This is a genomic window from Micromonospora sp. NPDC005305 (assembly GCF_040607315.1).
Lineage (GTDB): Bacteria > Actinomycetota > Actinomycetes > Mycobacteriales > Micromonosporaceae > Micromonospora.
On the sequence record NZ_JBEXGL010000005.1, the window covers coordinates 188,751 to 206,960 of the forward strand.

Here is an 18,210-nt window from a genome sequence, read left to right on the forward strand (position 1 = left end):
GCGTTCGCGGGTTGCCTTGACCGACGGTCCTCCGCCGCCCGCACGATCGCCGGATGCCGGGCCGGCGGGGCCGCCCGTACGCTGGCCCCGGCCGGCACGGGAGCGGGGGAGCGGCATGGGCGATCGGGTGCGGCTGGACCGGCGGAGCCTGCTCGCCGCCGCCGGTGGCCTCGCGGTCGCCGGGATCGGCGTACCGGTCGGCCTGGCCGTCACCGGCGATGCGCCGCCGCCGGGGCGCGGACGGCGACCGATCAGCATGGCCATGCACCTGCACGCCTCGTTCAGCGAGGGCCTCGCCAGCTACGCCGCCCACCTCGACCAGGCCCGCCGCAACGCCGTCGACGTCCTCTGGTGGACCGACCACGACTTCCGCGTCGCCGCCCACGACCACCGCCGGGTCGTCCACTTCGACGGCCCGGAGGAGTCGGAGGGCGGCCTGGCCTGGACCTGGAAGGCGGCCACCGAGGGCGCGCTCACCGCGTCCGCCGCCGACTTCGTGGCCGCCCCCGCCGACGACGCCGGCCGCGCGCTGCGGCTCACCGCCACGGGCGCCGGCACCCTCTGGTACGCCGGCAAGGCGTGGAACTGGACGCACACCGGGAACATCTCGGACACCACCCTGCACCTCGACGTCCTGCCCGAGGCCGCCGGCCCGGACGCCACGCTGATCGTCGAGATCGCGCTGTCCCACCACCCGGCCGGCGCCGGCCGCCCCGCCGGCCAGCTCGTGCTCCGCTACCGCCTCGGCGCGGCCGCCGCGACCCGGCACCGCGCCGACGGCCGGCACGGCACCGTCGACCTGCCCGCCCCGCCCGGCACCTGGCGGCGGCACACCCTCAATCTGCTGGCCGACGTGCGGCGGCTCTGGCCGGACCTGGTCGCCGGGGACAACTCGCTGCGCGGGCTGCGCCTCGGGGTGCAGGTCGGGTCCGGCGCCCGCGGCGCGTTCGTGGTGGACCGGCTGGTCTTCGACCGGGCCCGGCGGGCCGGGCAGGGCGGCGAGGAGCTGCGCGCCGAGGTGTTGGGCGGCTACGCCGGGGCGTACCCGGGTGTCACCCACCACCGCGCGTACGAGGTGTCGATGGTCCGGCACCTCAACTGGTTCGGCGGCGACCAGACGCTGCCGTCCTTCCCGTCGCCGCCGTACCGGGACAACGACGCCGGTGCGACCGAGCGGATGGTGGAGTTCCTGCACGGCCACGGCGGGGTGGTCTGCTGGAACCACCCGCTCGACGTGGAACGGCGCGAGTCCCTCGCCCGGCTGCTGGTGGAGCGGCACGCGCTCGGCGTCGACCTGATCGAGATCGGACGCGAACCGGTCGACGACCACCTCTGGGCGTACGACGTGGCGGCCCGCAACGCGATCCCGCTGACCGCCGTCGGGGTGACCGACGACCACCACGGCACCGACTGGCGGGCCGGGCGGGACCGGCACGTCACGTACGTCTGGGCGGCCTCCACCGGCCGCGACGACCTCGTGGCGGCGCTGCGCGCCGGGCAGGCCTGGTTCACCGACCTGGCCCGCTACCGGGGCGCCCTCGACCTGGAGATCGGCGGCCGCAGCGCGATGGGCGCCGTGGTGACCACCGACGCCGCCGACGTGACGGTGCGGCTGCGCGCCACCGACCTGCCGGCCGGCGCGACCCTGGAGGTGGTCACCGGCACGGTCGACCGGGCCGGCGTGACGGACCCGACCCCGGCGATCGGGACCGGTCGGGTCCCGTGGCGCCAGCTTCGCGAGGGCTGGCACGACATGCCGGTTGCGCCCGGCGCGGGCACGTACCTGCGGACGCAGGTCCGGGGACGCGACGGCGAGATCATCGGCGCGGGCAACCCGGTCTGGCTGCTGCGCCAGGCCCCACCCCGCGGCATCCCGATTGACCGCCGCTTCTGAGCCGACGCTCCCGCGGATCTTGGCGAGTTTCCGTTCGCTGCTGACGGCAACTCTCCAAGATCCGCCACGTCGGATGCCTCCGGCAGGCAGGCGTGAAGTGCGGGGGAGCGGGTACGCGCGCGGCCGGGAGGCGGGCGCCTCCGGGATCGAGGGAAACCATGGCAGCCGCCGCCGTCGTCGTGCTGGTCATCATCGTCGTGCTCGTGCTGCTCGTGGTCTCGCTGAGCATCCGGCTGGTGCAGCAGTACCAGCGCGGCGTGGTGTTCCGCTTCGGCCGGGTGCTGGAGCACATCCGGCAGCCCGGCTTCCAGCTGATCATCCCGGTGGCCGACCGGATGGTGCGGGTGAGCATGCAGACGACGGTGATCGGGGTGCCCGCGCAGGGCGTGATCACCCGGGACAACGTCACGCTGACCGTCGACGCGGTCGTCTACTACCGGGTGGTCGACCCGGTGAAGGCCCTGGTCAACGTCCGCGACTACCCGTCGGCGGTGCTCCAGGTCGCGCAGACCGCGCTGCGGTCGGTGATCGGCAAGGCGGACCTGGACACGCTGCTGCGCGACCGGGACCGGATCAACGCGGAGCTGAAGACCGTCATCGACGCGCCCACCGAGAAGCCGTGGGGCCTGCTCATCGAGCGGGTGGAGGTCAAGGACGTGTCGCTGCCGGAGGGGATGAAGCGGTCGATGTCCCGGCAGGCCGAGGCGGAGCGGGAGCGCCGGGCCCGGGTGATCGCGGCGGACGGCGAGTTCCAGGCGTCGCGGCGGCTCGCCGACGCCTCGCGGGCCATGGCGAACACGCCGGGGGCGTACCAGTTGCGGCTGCTGCAGACGGTGGTGGATGTGGCGGCGGAGAAGAACAGCACCCTGGTCATGCCCTTCCCGGTGGAGCTGCTGCGCTTCTTCGACCGGCTGGCCGGCGGGGGTCGCGAACAGGCGGGTCCGGCCGGGCCGGGCGCGACGGAGCAGGGGGCGCCGGGGCTCGGGCCCGTGACCGAGAGCGTCGCGGCGGCCGCCGCGGACGGGGACGGCCGCCGACCCGCCGAGTGACGGTACCGCGTATATGCCGATAGCCGGTATATGCTCGCCCGCATGACCGACAGCCCCCTACGGGAACCCACGTTCCTGGTCCTCACCGCGCTCGCCGAGACACCCCGGCACGGCTACGCGGTCATCGAGGACGTGCTGCGCATCTCCGACGGGCGGGTCCGGTTGCGCGCCGGCACCCTCTACGCCGTCCTCGACCGCCTGCGCGCCGACGGCCTCATCGAGGTCGACCGCGAGGAGGTGGTGCAGTCCCGGCTGCGCCGCTACTACCGGCTCACCGCGCTGGGCGCGACCCGGCTCGCCGACGAGGTGGCCCGGCTGCGCCGCCACGCCGACACGGCCGGCCGCCGGCTGCGCGCCGCCGGCCTGCTGCCCGAGGGAGGGGTGGCGTGAGCGCCGCCGAGCTGGAGCGCCGCTACCGCCGGCTGCTCGCCGTCCACCCCTGGGAACACCGCCGGGTGTACGAGGAGGAGATGGTGGCCGTCCTCCTGGCCGACGCGCGGCCCGGGCAGACCCGGCCGGGGTTCCGGGACACGGTCGACCTGATCGGCGCCGGCCTGCGGGCCCGGCTGCGGGTGGGCGCACGGGGGTTCACCGAGCCGGCCTGGGTCGACGCCGCCGCCGTCACCGGCGTCCTCGTGGCGCTGGTGCTCTGCGCCGCGGCCGGGCGCAACCTGCTCGACCACCTGCTGGTGGACCCGTCCCTGCCGCCGCCGCTGCGGGCCGTCGCCCCCGACCTCGTCGACTGGCTGAGATTGGCCGGCTGGGCGGCGGTGGCGGTGACCGCGCTGGCTGGGTTGCCCCGCGTGGCCGCCGGCCTGGCCTGGGCCGGGGTCGGCGGGTGGCTCGTGCTGGTCGGGCCGGGAGTGGGCGACCAGCCGACGTACGTGGTCGACACCCTGCCGCAGTTCGCCCTCGCCCTGGTGGCGGCCGCCGCGCTCACCGTGCCCGCCCCGGCCCGCCGGGCCGTCGCGGTCCTCGGCGTGCGCCGGCTGGCGGTGCTGGTGGCGGCCTGCCTCGCGGTGGTGTCGATCCTGGCGGTCAGCCGGCTGGCCCGGCCGCCCTTCCAGGAGGCCGCGGCCGCTGGCTACCCCGTCTACGTCCTCTACGACCTGGAAGCCCGCAGTGAGCTGGCGATCCGGCTCTACGTCGCCGGGCTCGCCGCCGCCGCCCTGGCCGCCGTCGTCGTCCTGGCGACCCTGAACCGTCCGGTGCGCCGGCGGATCGCCGTCCTGCTGGCGCCGGTCGCCGCGCTCGCCCTGGTCATCGACACGGCGCTGGCCGGTTGGGCGGCGTCGACCGCGCACATGGGACACGCCATCGCGCTGGTGCCGGCCCAGTGGCTCATGCTGGTGCTCGTCCCGCCGGTCACTTTCCTGGCCGGGGTGCTGCTGGTGCGTCGGCGCGAGGAGACGCTGCGAATGGTGGCGCTGGGCCGGGCCGCCGACCGGGAACGTCCCGCCGGCTGAGCCGCCGCCGGTGGCCCCGCGCTCAGGCCGGGGCCACCGGCGCCCGCTCGCCCGCCTGCTCCGGCACGGCGGCCGGGGCGGCCGGCCTCGGCAGGTTGAAGACGAACCGGGCGCCCTCGGCGTATCCGTCGTCCAGCCGCAGCGTGCCGCCGTGGTACTCGATGATCTTCTTGCAGATGGCCAGCCCGATCCCGGTGCCGTCGTAGCCGCCGCGCGGATGCAGGCGCTGGAAGATCAGGAAAATCTTGTCGGCGTAGCGGGGGTCGATGCCGATGCCGTTGTCCGCCACGGCGAACTCCCAGCCGGCGTCGACCTGGGCGACCGCCACCCGGATGCGGGGCGCCCGGTCGGGGTGGCGGAACTTCACGGCGTTGCCCAGCAGGTTCTGCCAGAGCATGGTGAGCAAGGTCGGATCGCCGTGCACCACGGGCAGCGGGTCCGCCACGATCTCGGCACCCGCCTCGGCGATCCGGTCGGAGAGGTTCGACTCGGCCTGGGCGAGCACACCGGCCAGGTCCACCTCCCGGTCGTCGCCGTAGACCCGGCCGATCCGGGAGAACGCCAGCAGGTCGTTGATCAGGTTCTGCATCCGGGTCGCGCCGTCCACCGCGTACCCGATGTACTGCCGGGCCCGGTCGTCGAGCTGGTCGGCGTAGCGGCGGTGCAGCATCTGGCAGAACGACGCCACCTTGCGCAGCGGCTCCTGGAGGTCGTGCGAGGCCACATAGGCGAACTGCTCCAGGTCCTCGTTGGACCGGCGCAGCTCGGCGGCCTGCTGTTCGAGGGCGTCCCGGTGCCGGCGGCTGGTGTGCAGCGCGTCGACCATCCGCCGCCGCATGGTCTCCACGTCGGCGGTGAGCCGGGCGATGTCGGCCGGCCCCTCCGGGGCGAGGCGGTGCTCGAAGTCGCCGCCGGCGACCCGCCGCACCGAGGCGCCCAGCCACTCCAGCGGGCGCAGCACCGTGGTGCGGACCAGCACCGAGATGACGATGCTGGACAGCAGCAGCGTGGCCAGGATCGCCACGAAGAGGAGATCCCGCAGCGCCCGGGCGCCGTCGAGGTCGGCCCGGCCGGTCGCCTGTTCCCGGTCCAGCCGGGCCTCCAGGCCGGTCAGCGCCGCCTGCGCGGCGTCGAACGCGACCCCGCCCTGCCGCACCACCGGCGCCAGCTCCGCCGCGCCCGCGCCGGCCTGCCGGGCGGCGATCAGCCGGGCCGGGTACCCGGTCCGCCAGCGCTCGGCGAGGACGAGGGCGCCGTCCAGCTCGCGGCGCGCGTCCGGCTCGCCGGTGAGCAGGTCACGGGCCCGCCGCGCGGTCGCGCGCTCGGCGGCCACCCCTTCCTCGTACCGGCGCAGCAGCTCCGGGTCGCCGGTGACGACGTACCCGCGGACCGCCGCCACCTGCTCCAGCAGGCCGCTCTCCAGCCGGCTCACCGCGGTGCGGGCCGGCGAGATGTGGTCGGCCAGCCGGTTGGAGACCGCAGCCGTGTGGGACAGCGCCGCCGCGCCGATCCCGCCGCCGGCGAGCACCAGCACGGTCATCCCGAGCATCATGACGCTCAGCCGCCGGCTCGTGGTCATCCGCGCCCGGCGTCCCTCGGTGACGGTCGTGGCCGCCGTCGCTGCGCTGCTCACGGCAGCACACTAACGGAGGGCCGGCGGCGCGGGCGGACGCGCTCAGTCGAGCAGCCCACCGAGGGTCGGCAGCGGCAGCTCGGGCAGCGGCAGCCCGGACACCGACACCGACGGCAGTGGCAGCGGCAGCCGGGGCAGCGGCAGCAGCGGGCTGCCGGCCGGGGTGGGCGGACGGGTCGTCCCGGGCCTCGGCGTGCCGCCCGAGGTGGCGGGGGCCGGCCGGGGCGTACCGGTGACCGTGGGGCTCGGGACGGCGGTGGGCGCGGGGGTGGCCGGGGCGGTGGCGGCGGGCGTGCTGCTCGTCGGCGCGGTGGTCGCGCGGGCCGCCGCCAGGTCGCGGGCCAGGACGTCGAGCGCCGCGCCCAGGCGCGTGACGGCCGCGGGGTCCTCCACCCGGCCGAGATCCCGGCGGCCCTGCGCGACCAGCGCCTCGGCGTCGTCGAGCCGGCCCGCGTCCAGGGCCGCGCGGGCGCGGTCCACGGTGTCCTCGATGCCGCGCACCTCGGCCTGCTGCGGGTGCAGCAGCCGGGTCAGCGACCAGAGCGGGCTGCCCGGTCCGGCGTCCCGGCTGCCGATGCCGAGCCCGGAGACCAGGGCCAGCAGCGCCACGGCGGCGGCCGCCAGCCGCAGCGTCCAGGGGCGGGGGCGGCGGGCCGCCCGCCGCACGGGCGCCTCCTCGGCGGGCGCCGGCGCCCCGGGACGTACCGCGGTGGGCGGCTCGTCGGCGAGCTCGGCCCGCCAGAGGGCGAGCACCCCGGCGAGCGCGTCGCCCTCGGGCGCGGCCTCGCCGCGACCGAGCGCGTCGAGCAGCGCGTCGTCGCGCGCGATCGTCCCCAGGTCCATCGCCTCGTCGCCGTCGCCCGGCGTCCGCCCGGTCATGCCGCCACCTCGTCCAGTGAGCCCCCGGCCAGGGTACGGAGCCGGGCCAGGGCCCGGGACTGGGCCATCCGGACCGCGGCCGCGGACATGCCGACGATGCCGCCGACCTCCTCGGCGGACAGCCCCGCCGCGACCCGCAGCAGGATGATCTCCCGTTGCACGTCGGGGAGCCGGTCGAGCAGCGCGGAGAGCCGCCGGGCCAGGTCGCTCGCCACGGCCTGCTGCTCCGGACCGGGCGCGGCGTCCGGCCGGTCGACGGGGGCGTCGGTGGGGGTGACGGCGGCGTCGCGGACGGCGGAGCGCTGCGCGTCGGCCACCTTGTGCGCGGCGATGCCGTAGACGAACGCGGCGAACGGCACGCCCTGCTCGCGGTAGCGGGGGAGGGCGCGCAGCACGGCCACGCACACCTCCTGGGCCACGTCGTCGGCCGTGGTGTACGCGCCGCCCACCCGGCCCAGCCGGGCCCGGCAGTAGCGGACCAGCCCCGGCCGTACGCCGACGAGCAGCTCCTCGACCGCCGCCGGGTCGCCCGCGGCGGCCCGGCGGACGAGCTCGGACTCGATCACTGTCGTCATGGCGTTCGTGGAACATCCTCATCGCCGGCCGGTTTCCGGCACGTTATCCACACCTCCGGGGTTTTGCATAGCTCGCCGGTCGTCCCCGACTCGTGACGGAAAGTAGTTGTTGCGTCCGGTCGACCCCGCCCGATGTCCCAGGTGAGACACGAAGGGAGGGGAACGATGGGCGTCGAGGTCGCGGTACGCGGACTGACCAAGTCCTTCGGCGGGCACCCGGTCTGGTCGGACCTCACCCTGACCCTGCCCGCCGGGGAGATCTCCGTCCTGTTGGGACCCTCCGGCACCGGCAAGTCCGTGTTCCTCAAGACGCTGGTCGGCCTGCTGAAGCCCGACCGGGGGTCCGTCCTCATCGAGGGCCGGGACCTGCCGAAGCTCTCCGAGCGCGAGCTGTACGAGGTCCGCAAGCTGTTCGGCGTGCTGTTCCAGGACGGCGCGCTGTTCGGCTCGATGACCATCTACGACAACGTGGCGTTCCCGCTGCGGGAGCACACCCGCCGGTCGGAGTCGGAGATCCGGGCCGTGGTCACCGAGAAGCTGGAGATGGTCGGCCTGGTCGGGGCCGAGCACAAGCTGCCCGGCGAGATCTCCGGCGGGATGCGCAAGCGGGCCGGCCTGGCCCGGGCGCTCGTCCTCGACCCGCAGATCATCCTCTTCGACGAGCCGGACTCCGGGCTGGACCCGGTGCGCACCGCCTACCTCAACCAGCTCATCGTCGACCTCAACCAGCGCACCGGCGCGACCTTCCTGATCGTCACCCACGACATCAACACGGCCCGGACCGTGCCGGACAACATCGGGCTCATCTACCACGGGCACCTGGCCATGTTCGGGCCGCGGGAGATGCTGCTGTCCAGCACCGAGCCGGTGGTCCGGCAGTTCCTCAACGCCCAGCGGATCGGCCCGATCGGGATGGCCGAGGAGAAGGACGCCGAGGAGCTCGCGGCCGAGGCGCAGGCCGGGGTGGAACTCCCGCCGCTGCCGCCGATCCCGCTGCAACTGCCCGCGTCGGACGGGCGGCCGCGCCAGGCCGAGCGCCCGCCGGGCCAGTGGTGCCGCGAGCACGGCGTCACGCCGCCGCCCGGGTCGTTCGAGGGCCGCTGGGCGGCCGACCCGAGCGAGGAGGTGGCCGTGTGAACGCGCCCGCCGCCGCGCTCCGGAACACCGGCGAGTTCTTCGCGTTCTGCCTGGACACGCTGCGCGGGCTGGGCCGCCGGCCGGTGCAGGTCCGCGAGTTCGTGCAGCAGGCCTGGTTCATCAGCTCGGTGTCCATCCTGCCCGCCGCGCTGGTCTCCATCCCGTTCGGCGCGGTCATCGCCCTTCAACTCGGCTCGCTGGTCCGCCAGCTCGGCGCGCAGTCGTTCACCGGCGCCGCCTCCGTGCTCGCCGTCGTCCGCGAGGCCGGCCCCATCGTCACCGCGCTGATCATCGCCGGGGCCGGCGGCTCGGCCATCTGCGCCGACCTCGGCGCCCGGAAGATCCGCGAGGAGCTGGACGCCATGCAGGTGCTCGGGATCGACCCGATCCACCGCCTCGTGGTGCCCCGGGTGCTCGCCTCGATGCTGGTCGCGGTGCTGCTCAACGGCCTGGTCAGCGTGGTCGGGGTGACCGGCGGCTACGCGTTCAACGTGGTGCTCCAGGGCGGCACGCCCGGGGCGTACCTGGCCAGCTTCCAGGCCCTCGGCCAACTGCCCGACCTGGTGGTCGGCGAGGTGAAGGCGCTGCTGTTCGGCGCCGCCGCCGCGCTGGTCGCCAGCCACCAGGGGATGAACGCCAAGGGCGGGCCGAAGGGCGTCGGCGACGCGGTCAACCGCAGCGTGGTGATCACCTTCATGCTGCTGTTCGCGCTGAACTTCGTGGTCACGGCCGTGTACTTCCAGGTCGTCCCGCAGAAGGGGAGCTGACGTGGCGGTTCTCCGGTATCTCGACGACCTGGGCGGGCAGCTCGCCTTCCACCTGCGCGCCCTCGCCTGGGCGCCGCGCACCCTGCGCCGCTACCGGCGCGAGGTGGTCCGGCTGCTGGCCGAGGTCAGCTTCGGCACCGGCGCGCTCGCCGTGCTCGGCGGCACCGTCGGGGTGATCTGCTTCCTCACCTTCTTCACCGGCACCGAGGTGGGGCTCCAGGGCTACCAGGCGCTCGACCAGATCGGCAGCAGCGCCTTCACCGGCTTCGTCTCCGCGTACTTCAACACCCGGGAGATCTCGCCGCTGGTGGCCGCGCTGGCCCTGTCGGCCACCGTCGGCTGCGGGTTCACCGCCCAGCTCGGCGCCATGCGGATCTCCGAGGAGGTCGACGCGCTGGAGGTCATGGGTGTGCCCTCGCTGCCCTTCCTGGTCACCACCCGCATGATCGCCGGCTTCATCGCGGTCATCCCGCTGTACGTGGTGGGGCTGCTCGCCAGCTACCTGGCCACCCGCACCATCGCGGTCGGCTACTTCGGGCAGTCCGCCGGCACCTACGACTACTACTTCCACCTGTTCCTGCCGCCCGAGGACGTGCTCTGGTCCTTCGGCAAGGTGCTGGTGTTCAGCGTGATCGTGGTGCTCGTGCACTGCTGGTACGGCTACACCGCCCAGGGCGGGCCGGCCGCGGTCGGTATCGCCGTCGGCCGGGCCGTGCGGACCGCGATCGTCGCGGTCAACGTCGTCGACTTCTTCCTGTCCCTGGCCATCTGGGGCGCCACCACCACCGTCCGGATCGCGGGGTGACCATGCGACACCGTCTGCTCGGCCTCGTCTTCGTCGCCCTGCTCACCGCGGCGCTGACCGCCGCCGTGCTCCAGTACCGCGGGGCATTCACCCCGGTCGACCGGGTCACCCTCCGCGCCGACCGCGCCGGCCTGCACCTCCTGGAAGGCGCCGACGTGAAGGTACGCGGGGTGGTGGTCGGCGCGGTGCGCTCGGTGCGCAGCGACGGACACGGCGCGGAGATCGGGCTGGCGCTCGACCCGGCCACCACCGGCCGGATCCCCGCCGACGTGACCGCCCGGCTGCTGCCCAAGACCCTGTTCGGCGAGCGCTACGTGGAACTCGTCCCGCCCGCGGGCAGCACCGCCGGGCCGATCCGCGACGGCGCGGTGATCAGCCAGGACCGCAGCCGCACGGCCGTCGAGCTGGAACGGGTGCTCGACGAGGCGTTGCCGCTGCTCCAGTCCGTCCGCCCCGACCAGCTGGCCACCACCCTCGGCGCGATCACCACCGCCCTGGAGGGGCGCGGCGACCGGCTCGGCGCGAACCTGGCCCGGCTCGGCGCGTACCTGCGGCAGCTCAACCCGCAGCTGCCGACCCTCACCGAGGACCTGCGCCAGCTCGCCACCGTGCTGGACAGCTACGACGCGGCGCTGCCCGACCTGCTCGCCCTGCTGCGCGACGTGACCGTCACGGCCCGGACCGTCAGCGACCAGCGCGACCAGCTCGCCGCGTTCCTCGCCGACACGACCGACACGGCCGACACCGCCCGCGGCTTCCTCGACCGGCACGGCGACCAGCTCATCCGGCTCGGCCAGGTCAGCCGGCCGGTGCTGGAGCTGCTCGCCGCGTACGCGCCAGAGTATCCGTGCCTCGTGCACGGGCTGGTCGACCTGCAACCCCGGGTCGAGGAGGTCTTCTCCGGCGGCCGGATGCACATCACGCTGGAGGTGACCCGCGACGGCGGCCCGTACGAGCGGGGCCGCGACGAGCCCGTGTACGCGGCCGGCGGGGGCCCGGACTGCCGCGGCCTGCCGAACCCGAAGGTGCCCGCGCCGGAGGTGGCCGTCGCCGACGGCTACGACTACGGCGGCACCCGTACCCCGAAGCCCCTGCCCGTGGGGGTGCCGGCCGGCGGGGCACCCGCGGCGCCGCCCTCCAGCGAGATGGGCCGGGCCGGCACCGGCGAGGAGCGTGCCCTCGTGAAGCCGCTCGTCGGCGGGCTCACCGGGACACCGCCCGCCGAGGTGCCGGACATCGCGGTGCTGCTGTGGGGCCCGCTGCTGCGCGGAGCGGTGGTGACCACCCGATGACCGGGAAGACGACCCCCGCGCTGGTCAAGCTGCTGGTGTTCGCGGCGATCACGCTGCTGGCCACCGGGCTGCTCGCGCAGACCCTCGGCGCGTTCCCGCCCGGCGGCACCACCTACCGGGCCCGGTTCACCGACGTGACCGGCCTGCTCGCCGGCGACGACGTGCGGATCGCCGGGGTGCGGGTGGGCAAGGTGGCCGGCATCCGGGTGGTCGACGACACGACCGCCGAGGTGGCCTTCACCGTCGACCGGACCGTGCCGGTGGCCGTCGGCGTGCGCGCGGCCGTCCGCTACCGCAACCTGGTCGGGCAGCGCTACCTGGCGCTGACCGAAGGCCCCGGCGACCCCCGCCCGCTGCGCCCCGACGGCCTCATCCCGCTCAGCCAGACCAAGGCGGCGCTGGACCTGACCGTGCTGTTCAACGGCTTCCGGCCGCTGTTCACCGCGCTCGACCCCGCCGAGGTCAACAAGCTGGCGTACGAGATCGTCCAGGTGCTCCAGGGCGAGGGCGGCACCGTGGCCAGCCTGCTGCGGCGTACCGCCTCGCTGACCAGCACCCTGGCCGACCGGGACGCGGTGATCGGCCGGGTGGTCACCAACCTCAACCAGGTGCTCGGCACCCTGGCCGGCCACGACCGCGAGCTGGACCAGAGCATCACCCAGCTCCAGCAGTTCGTCTCCGGGCTCTCCGCCGACCGCACCGCCATCGGCGAGGCGCTGGTCAGCCTCGGCGAGCTGACCGACACCACCGCCGGGCTGCTGCGCCAGACCCGGCCGCCGCTCGCCGCCGACGTCCGCGCCCTCGACGAGCTGGCCGGCACGCTGAACCGCAACTCCGCCGCCATCGACGCCACCCTGGGCCGGCTGCCGCAGCGCTACGAGGCGCTGACCCGGGTCGCCTCCTACGGCTCCTGGTTCAACTTCTACCTCTGCGACTTCGACGGCCGGCTCGCCGTCGACGGCCACGCGCCGCTCACCGTGCCCGGCGTCGACGCCACGGCCGCCCGCTGCGCCACCGGAGGTGCCCGGTGAGACCGTTCCGCGAACGCAACCCGGTGATCGTCGGCGCGGTCGGGCTGACCGTGCTCGTCGCCGCCCTGCTCGGCGCGTTCCAGCTCGACCGGATCGCCGCGCTCACCGGCCGGTCGTACGCGGCCGCGTTCCACGACGCCAGCGGCCTGGCCACCGGCAACGAGGTCCGGGTGGCCGGCGTGCGGGTCGGGCAGGTGACCGCCGTGGAACTCGCCCGCGAGCCACAGCCGCACGTGCGGGTCCGGTTCCGACTCGACGACGACGGCGTACGCCTCGGCCGGGACACCGGCGCGACCATCCGGATCAAGACGGTGCTCGGGCAGAAGTACCTGGCGCTCGCCCCGGCCGGCCCGGGGAAGCTGCCCGAGCGCGGGCAGATCCCGCTGGAGCGCACGGCCGCCCCGTTCGACGTGGTGCAGGCCGTCACGGGCCTCGCCGACACCCTCGACAAGGTCGACACCGACCAGCTCGCCCGGGCGTTCACCACCCTGTCGGAGACCTTCGCCGACACCCCGCCCAGCGTGAACACCTCGCTGACCGGGCTGTCCCGGCTGTCCCGCACCGTCTCGGACCGCGACGCCGAGCTGCGCACCCTGCTGTCCCGGGCCCGGGGCGTCACCGGCGTGCTCGCCGAACGCGACGAGGAGTTCCGCAAGCTGGTTACCGACGGGGAGAAGCTGCTCACCGAGGTCAGCCGGCGGCGGGACGCCATCCACCAGCTCCTGGTCGGCACCGACCAGCTCGCCACCCAGCTCTCCGGGCTGGTCGCCGACAACCGCACCCGGCTGGAACCGGCGCTGCGCAAGCTGCGCGACGTGGTCGCCGTGCTGCAACGCAACCGCGACGACCTGGAGCAGACCATCCGCCGGATGGGCCCGTTCGTCACGGCGTTCGCCAACGTCGTCGGCAACGGGCGCTGGTTCGACTCGTACGTGAACGGGCTGCTCCAGCCGTACCTGCCCGCCGCCACCGGAGGTCGCTGATGCCCGGTCGGATCCAGCGCTGGCGGCGACCGCTCGCCGCGGCCACCGTGCTGCTCACCGCCGTCGCCGCCGGGGCGGCCGTGTGGCGCCACCAACCACCCGACCGGCGGGTCGTCGCCTACTTCACCCGGGCCGTCGGCGTCTACGCCGGCTCCGACGTGCGGATCCTCGGCGTCCGCGTCGGCGAGGTCGAGAAGGTGGTCCCGCAGGGGCGGGTGGTCCGGGTCGAGATGCGCTACGACCCGGAGCTGCGGCTGCCGGCCGGCGCGCAGGCGCTCATCGTCCCGCCCAGCGTGGTCAGCGACCGGTACGTGCAGCTCGCCCCCGCGTACACCGGCGGCGCCGAGCTCGGCGACGGCGCGCGGATCCCGGTGGACCGGACCGCCGCGCCCATGGAGATCGACGACATCTACGCCGCTCTCGACGAGTTCAACCGGACCCTCGGCCCGCGCGGCGCCAACGCCGACGGGGCCCTGTCCGACCTGGTCGCCACCGGCCGGGCCAACCTGGACGGCAACGGTGCCGACCTGCACGACACCCTCGACGGGGCCTCCCGCGCGCTGACCACCCTGTCCGCCGGGCGCGGCGACCTCTTCGGCACGGTGGCCAACCTGCAACGCTTCACCACCACCCTGGCCCGCAGCGACCAGCAGGTACGCCGCTTCCAGCAGCAGCTCGCCGACGTCGCCGAGCAGCTCGCGGGGGAGAAGGAGGAGCTGGCCCGGGCGCTGCGCAACCTGGCCGCCGCGCTCGGCGACGTGACCACCTTCGTCCGGCAGAACCGGACCGCGCTGACCTCGAACGTCACCGCGCTGACCGACATCACCCGGGTCCTGGTCCGCCAGCAGCGGGCCGTCATCCAGATCCTCGACGTGGCACCGCTCGCCATCGGCAACCTCAACCTCGCCTACAACCCCCGCTCCGGCACCCTGGACACCCGGGACAACCCGCTCGGCCCGTACGATCCGGCCACCTTCGCCTGTTCGCTCATGGCCGACCAGCTTCCCGTCGCCGAGGTGCCGGCGATCTGCACCAAGCTCGCACAGACGCTGCGCCAGCGCGGGCTGCCCCTCACCGACCAGCTGCGCAAGCTGCTCAAGCTGCCGCCCGGCGCCCCGGCGGGAGGCGGGTCCTCACCGGGATCCATCAGCTCCCCCGGTGCGCCGACCGCCGACGAGGCGCCGGGCGGCCCCTCCATCCCGAGCGATCCGACGCTCGGCGGCATCCTGCGAGGCCCAGCGTGAGCGCCCGGCGGACCCGCGGGCCCTTGCTGGCCGGCGTGCTGGCGGCGGCACTGCTGCCCGCGGGCTGCGGTCTGCCCGAGGTCGCCGACCTGCCGCTGCCCGGCGGCCGGCCCGCCGGACCCGGCTACACGGTCACCGCGGAGTTCGGCGACGTGCTGGACCTGGTGCCCCGGGCCGCCGTCAAGGTCGACGACGTCACGGTCGGCAGCGTCGAGAAGATCTCCCTGGACGGCTGGCACGCCCGGGTCCGGCTGCGCATCGACCGGTCCGTGCGGCTGCCGGCGAACGCCACCGCCGCCGTCCGCCAGAGCAGCCTGCTCGGCGAGAAGTACGTGGCCGTGGCCCCGCCACCGGCCGAGCCGGCCCGCGGCGACCTGGCCGACGGCGACCTCATCCCGCTGTCCCGGACCACCCGCGGCGCCGAGGTGGAGGAGGTCCTCGCCGCCCTGGGCCTGCTGCTCAACGGCGGCGGCCTGGCGCAGCTGCGCACCATCAACGCCGAGCTGAACCGGGCCCTCGCCGGCCGCGAGCCGGAGCTGCGGGACACCCTCACCCAGCTCGACACCTTCCTCGGCGGGCTGGACCGGCAGAAGGCCGACATCGTCCGCGCGATCGACGCCCTCGACCGGCTCAGCGGCCGGCTGGCCCGGCAGCGGCAGGTCGTCGGCGACGCGCTGGACTCCCTGGCCCCGGGCCTGACCGTGCTGGCCCGGCAACGGGCCCAGCTCACCAAGGCGCTCACCGCGCTGGGCCGGCTCGGCACCGTGGGCACCCGGGTGGTGGAGCGCAGCCGGGCGGACACGGTGGCCGCCATGACCGCCCTGCAACCGATCCTGGAGCAGCTCGCCCGGGCCGGCGACGACCTGCCGAAGTCCCTGGACTTCATGCTGTCGTACCCGTTCCCGCCGAACGTCACCGGCGCGATCGTCGGGGACTTCGTGAACCTGTCGATCACCGCCGACCTGGACGCCGCCACCATCCTGGCCAACCTGGTGGCCGCCGCGCCCCCGCCGGCGCCGCGGACCACCCGGCCGGCGACCCCGACCACGCCCCGGCCCCCCGCCGGCGGCGGGCCGACCCGACCCGGCACCAGGCCCGGCGGCGGCATCCTGCCCGGCCTGCCCGACCTGCCGCTGCTCAAGTGCCTGCCGGACCTGAAGGACTTCCCGGCCATCTTCACCCCGCCGAAGGAGTGCGGGCTGCCGGCGGGCTGCAAGCTGCTCAAGCCGGGCTCCACCGTGCCGCTCGGCGGGCTGCTGCTGCCCAAGGGGCTGATCCCGCCCGGCACCGCGTTCCCCGCCGGCACCGAACTGCCCGACGGCACCGTGCTCACCGCCCAGTGCGTGCTCCCGCTGACCGGCGCCGTCACCGGCCAGATCGGCGACCTGACCGACGTGCTCGGGGGAGGGCTGATCCCGTGATCGGACGCACCGTGAAGCTCCAGGTGCTCGCCTTCGTGCTGGTGAGCATCCTCGGCGTCGGCTACGTCGGCGTCCGCTACGTCGGCCTCGGCGAGCGGCTGTTCCACACCGGCTACGTCGTCCACGTCGACCTGGCCCGCGCCGGAGGGCTGTTCGCCAACGCCCCGGTCACCTACCGCGGCGTGCCCGTCGGCCGGGTCACCGCGGTCGCCCTGCGCGGCGACGGGGTCCGCGCCGACCTGCGCCTCGACCGGGGCGTCCGGGTCCCCGACGCGCTGCGCGCCGTGGTGGCCCAGCGCTCCGCCGTCGGCGAGCAGTACCTCGACCTGCGGCCCGAGCGCGACGGCGGGCCGTACCTGGCCGACGGTGCGGTGATCCCGGCCGACCGGACCGGCCTCCCACTGGCCCCCGAAACCCTGCTGACCAACCTGGACGCGCTGGTCCGCTCGGTCGACCCGGAGGACCTGACCGTGCTCGTCACCGAGCTGGGCACCGCGTTCGACGGCAACGAGCAGGCCCTGGCCCGGATCCTCGACGCCGGGGACGCCCTGCTCACCGAGGCGGACCGGCGGCTGCCGGAGACCCTCGCGCTGATCCGCGACGCCCGGACCGTGCTGACCACCCAGGCCGAGTCCAGCGAGGCGCTGCGCCGCTGGTCGGCCGGGCTGGCGCAGCTCGCCGCGACCCTCCGCTCCGCCGACCCGGACCTGCGCCGGCTGCTGGCCGGCGGACCGCCCGCCGGGGTCGAGCTGCGGGCGCTGCTGCGCGGCCTGGAACCCGACGTCGGCGTGCTGCTCGGCAACCTGGTCACCGTCAACGGCATCGCCGCCCGGCGGCTGCCCGGCATCGAGCAGCTGCTGGTGGTGTACCCGATCGCGGTGGCCGGCGGGTACACCGTCACCCCCGGCGACGGCACCGCCCACCTCGGCCTGGTGGTCAACCTGGGCAACCCGCCGGCCTGCGTCTACTCCGGAGGCGCCACGGCGTGCGACGCCGGTGAGCGCGCCGCCGGGGCGAGCGTACGCGGCGCCGGGAACGCGCCCCGGCCCTCCGGCGCCGACCCCGCGCCCCCGCCCGGGGCCGACCGGGGCGGCGACCCCGGGTACGACCCGGCGACGGGCCTGGTGCTCGGCGCCGACGGCCGCCCGTTGCAGTTCGGCGGCACCGGCGGCCAGTACCGCACGGCCGGGGCCCAGTCCTGGAAACAGCTGTTGCTCGCCGGGGTGACCCCGTGACCGGCGTACCCGAGGAGGTGGCGGTGCCCAGCCGTAGGAACACCACGTTGAAGGTCATCAAGGGCGCGAAGGCCGGCGGCCCGACGGTGCCGCGCCGCCGCCTGGTCAACCGCGCGGTCTCCGCGTCCGGCGAGCCCATCGAACGGGTGCTGGAACGGCTCGACCGGGAGCCGGTCGAGGACCCCGCCGAGGCCGGGGACCTCACCGTCGTCGGCGATCCCGCCGAGGTCGAGGACCTGCCCGAGCCAGATCCGGAGCCCGCCGACCCGGACGCCGACGCCGGGCCCGCGGGCACCGCCCCGCCCCGGCGGCGTCGGGCGCTCATCGCGCTGCTCGTGGTGCTGCTGGCCGCCGCCCTGGCCGGCGCCGGCGTGCAGGGCCACCGCTGGTACGTCGACCGGGCCACCGACCAGGCCCGCCGCGAGGCCGTGGCCGCCGCCCGGCAGGCCGCCGTCAACTTCGTCTCGGTCAGCGCGGCCAGCGTCGACCGGGACCTGAGCCGGATCACGGCCGGCGCCACCGGGGACTTCAAGGACGAGTTCACCCGCGGTCAGGCGCAGGTCCGCGCCGCCGTGGTGGAGAACAAGGTCCAGTCGCAGGGCAGCGTGCTGCGCGCCGGGATCGTCTCCGGTGACCGGCGGCACGCGGTGGTGCTGGTGGCGGTCGACGCCACCGTCCGCAACGTCAAGTCGCCCGACGGGCGGCCGTCGCACTACCGGATCCAGCTCGACCTGGTCCGGGACCGGGACTCGGGGGACTGGCTCGTGACCAAGCTCCAGTTCGTCGGATGACCGACAGG

General features: G+C 75.3%; 17 protein-coding genes. 14 read left to right on the forward strand and 3 right to left on the reverse strand.

What is annotated here, in order from left to right; all coding sequences use genetic code 11:
- Window positions 1–115 precede the first annotated feature (115 nt).
- From ABZS80_RS11125 to ABZS80_RS11140, 4 genes are all read left to right on the forward strand, one after another.
- Window positions 116–1,894: a hypothetical protein gene (locus ABZS80_RS11125; protein WP_355055579.1), complete on the forward strand. Its 1,779-nt coding sequence runs from the start codon at window positions 116–118 to the stop codon at window positions 1,892–1,894.
- A gap of 158 nt (window positions 1,895–2,052) precedes the next feature.
- Window positions 2,053–2,943 carry an SPFH domain-containing protein gene (locus ABZS80_RS11130; protein WP_355055580.1) on the forward strand — a complete coding sequence of 297 codons (891 nt, stop codon included), beginning with the start codon at window positions 2,053–2,055 and terminating at the stop codon, window positions 2,941–2,943.
- Between the two features lie 42 nt (window positions 2,944–2,985).
- Entirely contained in the window at window positions 2,986–3,333 is a 348-nt protein-coding gene (locus tag ABZS80_RS11135) for a PadR family transcriptional regulator (RefSeq protein ID WP_355055581.1), read from the forward strand.
- A complete protein-coding gene (locus ABZS80_RS11140; RefSeq protein WP_355055582.1) occupies window positions 3,330–4,409 on the forward strand; it encodes a hypothetical protein in 1,080 nt (359 codons plus the stop codon). The genes ABZS80_RS11135 and ABZS80_RS11140 overlap by 4 nt, the downstream gene beginning before the upstream one ends.
- 22 nt (window positions 4,410–4,431) lie before the next feature.
- On the opposite strand, the gene ABZS80_RS11145 is transcribed toward ABZS80_RS11140, so the two are convergent.
- From ABZS80_RS11145 to shbA, 3 genes are read right to left on the reverse strand one after another with little or no spacing between them, the layout of a single operon-like run.
- Entirely contained in the window at window positions 4,432–6,042 is a 1,611-nt protein-coding gene (locus tag ABZS80_RS11145; protein ID WP_355055583.1) for an ATP-binding protein, read from the reverse strand.
- A gap of 42 nt (window positions 6,043–6,084) precedes the next feature.
- Window positions 6,085–6,921 (reverse strand): anti-sigma-D factor RsdA, encoded by an 837-nt coding sequence (locus tag ABZS80_RS11150; protein ID WP_355055584.1) that lies wholly within the window; start codon window positions 6,919–6,921, stop codon window positions 6,085–6,087.
- Window positions 6,918–7,496, reverse strand: a complete 579-nt coding sequence (shbA, locus tag ABZS80_RS11155; protein WP_151461849.1) for an RNA polymerase sigma factor ShbA — start codon at window positions 7,494–7,496, stop codon at window positions 6,918–6,920. The genes ABZS80_RS11150 and shbA overlap by 4 nt, the downstream gene beginning before the upstream one ends.
- Before the next feature lie 165 nt (window positions 7,497–7,661).
- Between shbA and ABZS80_RS11160 the strand changes: the two genes are divergently transcribed.
- The 10 genes from ABZS80_RS11160 to ABZS80_RS11205 are packed head-to-tail and all read left to right on the forward strand — an operon-like array spanning window position 7,662 to window position 18,202.
- Window positions 7,662–8,633, forward strand: a complete 972-nt coding sequence (locus ABZS80_RS11160; protein WP_151461848.1) for an ABC transporter ATP-binding protein — start codon at window positions 7,662–7,664, stop codon at window positions 8,631–8,633.
- A complete protein-coding gene (locus ABZS80_RS11165; protein WP_151461847.1) occupies window positions 8,630–9,400 on the forward strand; it encodes an ABC transporter permease in 771 nt (256 codons plus the stop codon). The genes ABZS80_RS11160 and ABZS80_RS11165 overlap by 4 nt, the downstream gene beginning before the upstream one ends.
- Before the next feature lies 1 nt (window position 9,401).
- Window positions 9,402–10,205 (forward strand): ABC transporter permease, encoded by an 804-nt coding sequence (locus ABZS80_RS11170; RefSeq protein ID WP_355055585.1) that lies wholly within the window; start codon window positions 9,402–9,404, stop codon window positions 10,203–10,205.
- 2 nt (window positions 10,206–10,207) lie between these two features.
- The gene (locus tag ABZS80_RS11175; protein WP_355055586.1) at window positions 10,208–11,497 is read left to right on the forward strand and encodes an MCE family protein; all 1,290 of its coding nucleotides are present in this window, start codon (window positions 10,208–10,210) and stop codon (window positions 11,495–11,497) included.
- Complete coding sequence (locus ABZS80_RS11180) at window positions 11,494–12,528, forward strand: MCE family protein (protein WP_355055587.1); 1,035 nt, start codon at window positions 11,494–11,496, stop codon at window positions 12,526–12,528. Before ABZS80_RS11175 ends, ABZS80_RS11180 begins: the two co-directional genes overlap by 4 nt.
- Window positions 12,525–13,511, forward strand: a complete 987-nt coding sequence (locus ABZS80_RS11185; protein WP_355055588.1) for an MCE family protein — start codon at window positions 12,525–12,527, stop codon at window positions 13,509–13,511. Before ABZS80_RS11180 ends, ABZS80_RS11185 begins: the two co-directional genes overlap by 4 nt.
- Window positions 13,511–14,755: an MCE family protein gene (locus tag ABZS80_RS11190; RefSeq protein WP_355055589.1), complete on the forward strand. Its 1,245-nt coding sequence runs from the start codon at window positions 13,511–13,513 to the stop codon at window positions 14,753–14,755. Before ABZS80_RS11185 ends, ABZS80_RS11190 begins: the two co-directional genes overlap by 1 nt.
- Window positions 14,752–16,176, forward strand: a complete 1,425-nt coding sequence (locus ABZS80_RS11195; RefSeq protein WP_355055590.1) for an MCE family protein — start codon at window positions 14,752–14,754, stop codon at window positions 16,174–16,176. The genes ABZS80_RS11190 and ABZS80_RS11195 overlap by 4 nt, the downstream gene beginning before the upstream one ends.
- Window positions 16,173–17,411: an MlaD family protein gene (locus ABZS80_RS11200; protein ID WP_355055591.1), complete on the forward strand. Its 1,239-nt coding sequence runs from the start codon at window positions 16,173–16,175 to the stop codon at window positions 17,409–17,411. Before ABZS80_RS11195 ends, ABZS80_RS11200 begins: the two co-directional genes overlap by 4 nt.
- Window positions 17,408–18,202 carry a hypothetical protein gene (locus tag ABZS80_RS11205; protein ID WP_355055592.1) on the forward strand — a complete coding sequence of 265 codons (795 nt, stop codon included), beginning with the start codon at window positions 17,408–17,410 and terminating at the stop codon, window positions 18,200–18,202. The genes ABZS80_RS11200 and ABZS80_RS11205 overlap by 4 nt, the downstream gene beginning before the upstream one ends.
- The last annotated feature ends 8 nt before the right edge of the window (window positions 18,203–18,210 follow it).

Coding starts and splice junctions, on each gene's coding strand:
- ABZS80_RS11125 (WP_355055579.1), top strand. CDS start 116: ATGGGCGATCGGGTGCGGCTGGACCGGCGGAGCCTGCTCGCCGCCGCC.
- ABZS80_RS11130 (WP_355055580.1), top strand. CDS start 2,053: ATGGCAGCCGCCGCCGTCGTCGTGCTGGTCATCATCGTCGTGCTCGTG.
- ABZS80_RS11135 (WP_355055581.1), top strand. CDS start 2,986: ATGACCGACAGCCCCCTACGGGAACCCACGTTCCTGGTCCTCACCGCG.
- ABZS80_RS11150 (WP_355055584.1), bottom strand. CDS start 6,921: ATGACCGGGCGGACGCCGGGCGACGGCGACGAGGCGATGGACCTGGGG.
- shbA (WP_151461849.1), bottom strand. CDS start 7,496: ATGACGACAGTGATCGAGTCCGAGCTCGTCCGCCGGGCCGCCGCGGGC.
- ABZS80_RS11160 (WP_151461848.1), top strand. CDS start 7,662: ATGGGCGTCGAGGTCGCGGTACGCGGACTGACCAAGTCCTTCGGCGGG.
- ABZS80_RS11175 (WP_355055586.1), top strand. CDS start 10,208: ATGCGACACCGTCTGCTCGGCCTCGTCTTCGTCGCCCTGCTCACCGCG.
- ABZS80_RS11180 (WP_355055587.1), top strand. CDS start 11,494: ATGACCGGGAAGACGACCCCCGCGCTGGTCAAGCTGCTGGTGTTCGCG.
- ABZS80_RS11190 (WP_355055589.1), top strand. CDS start 13,511: ATGCCCGGTCGGATCCAGCGCTGGCGGCGACCGCTCGCCGCGGCCACC.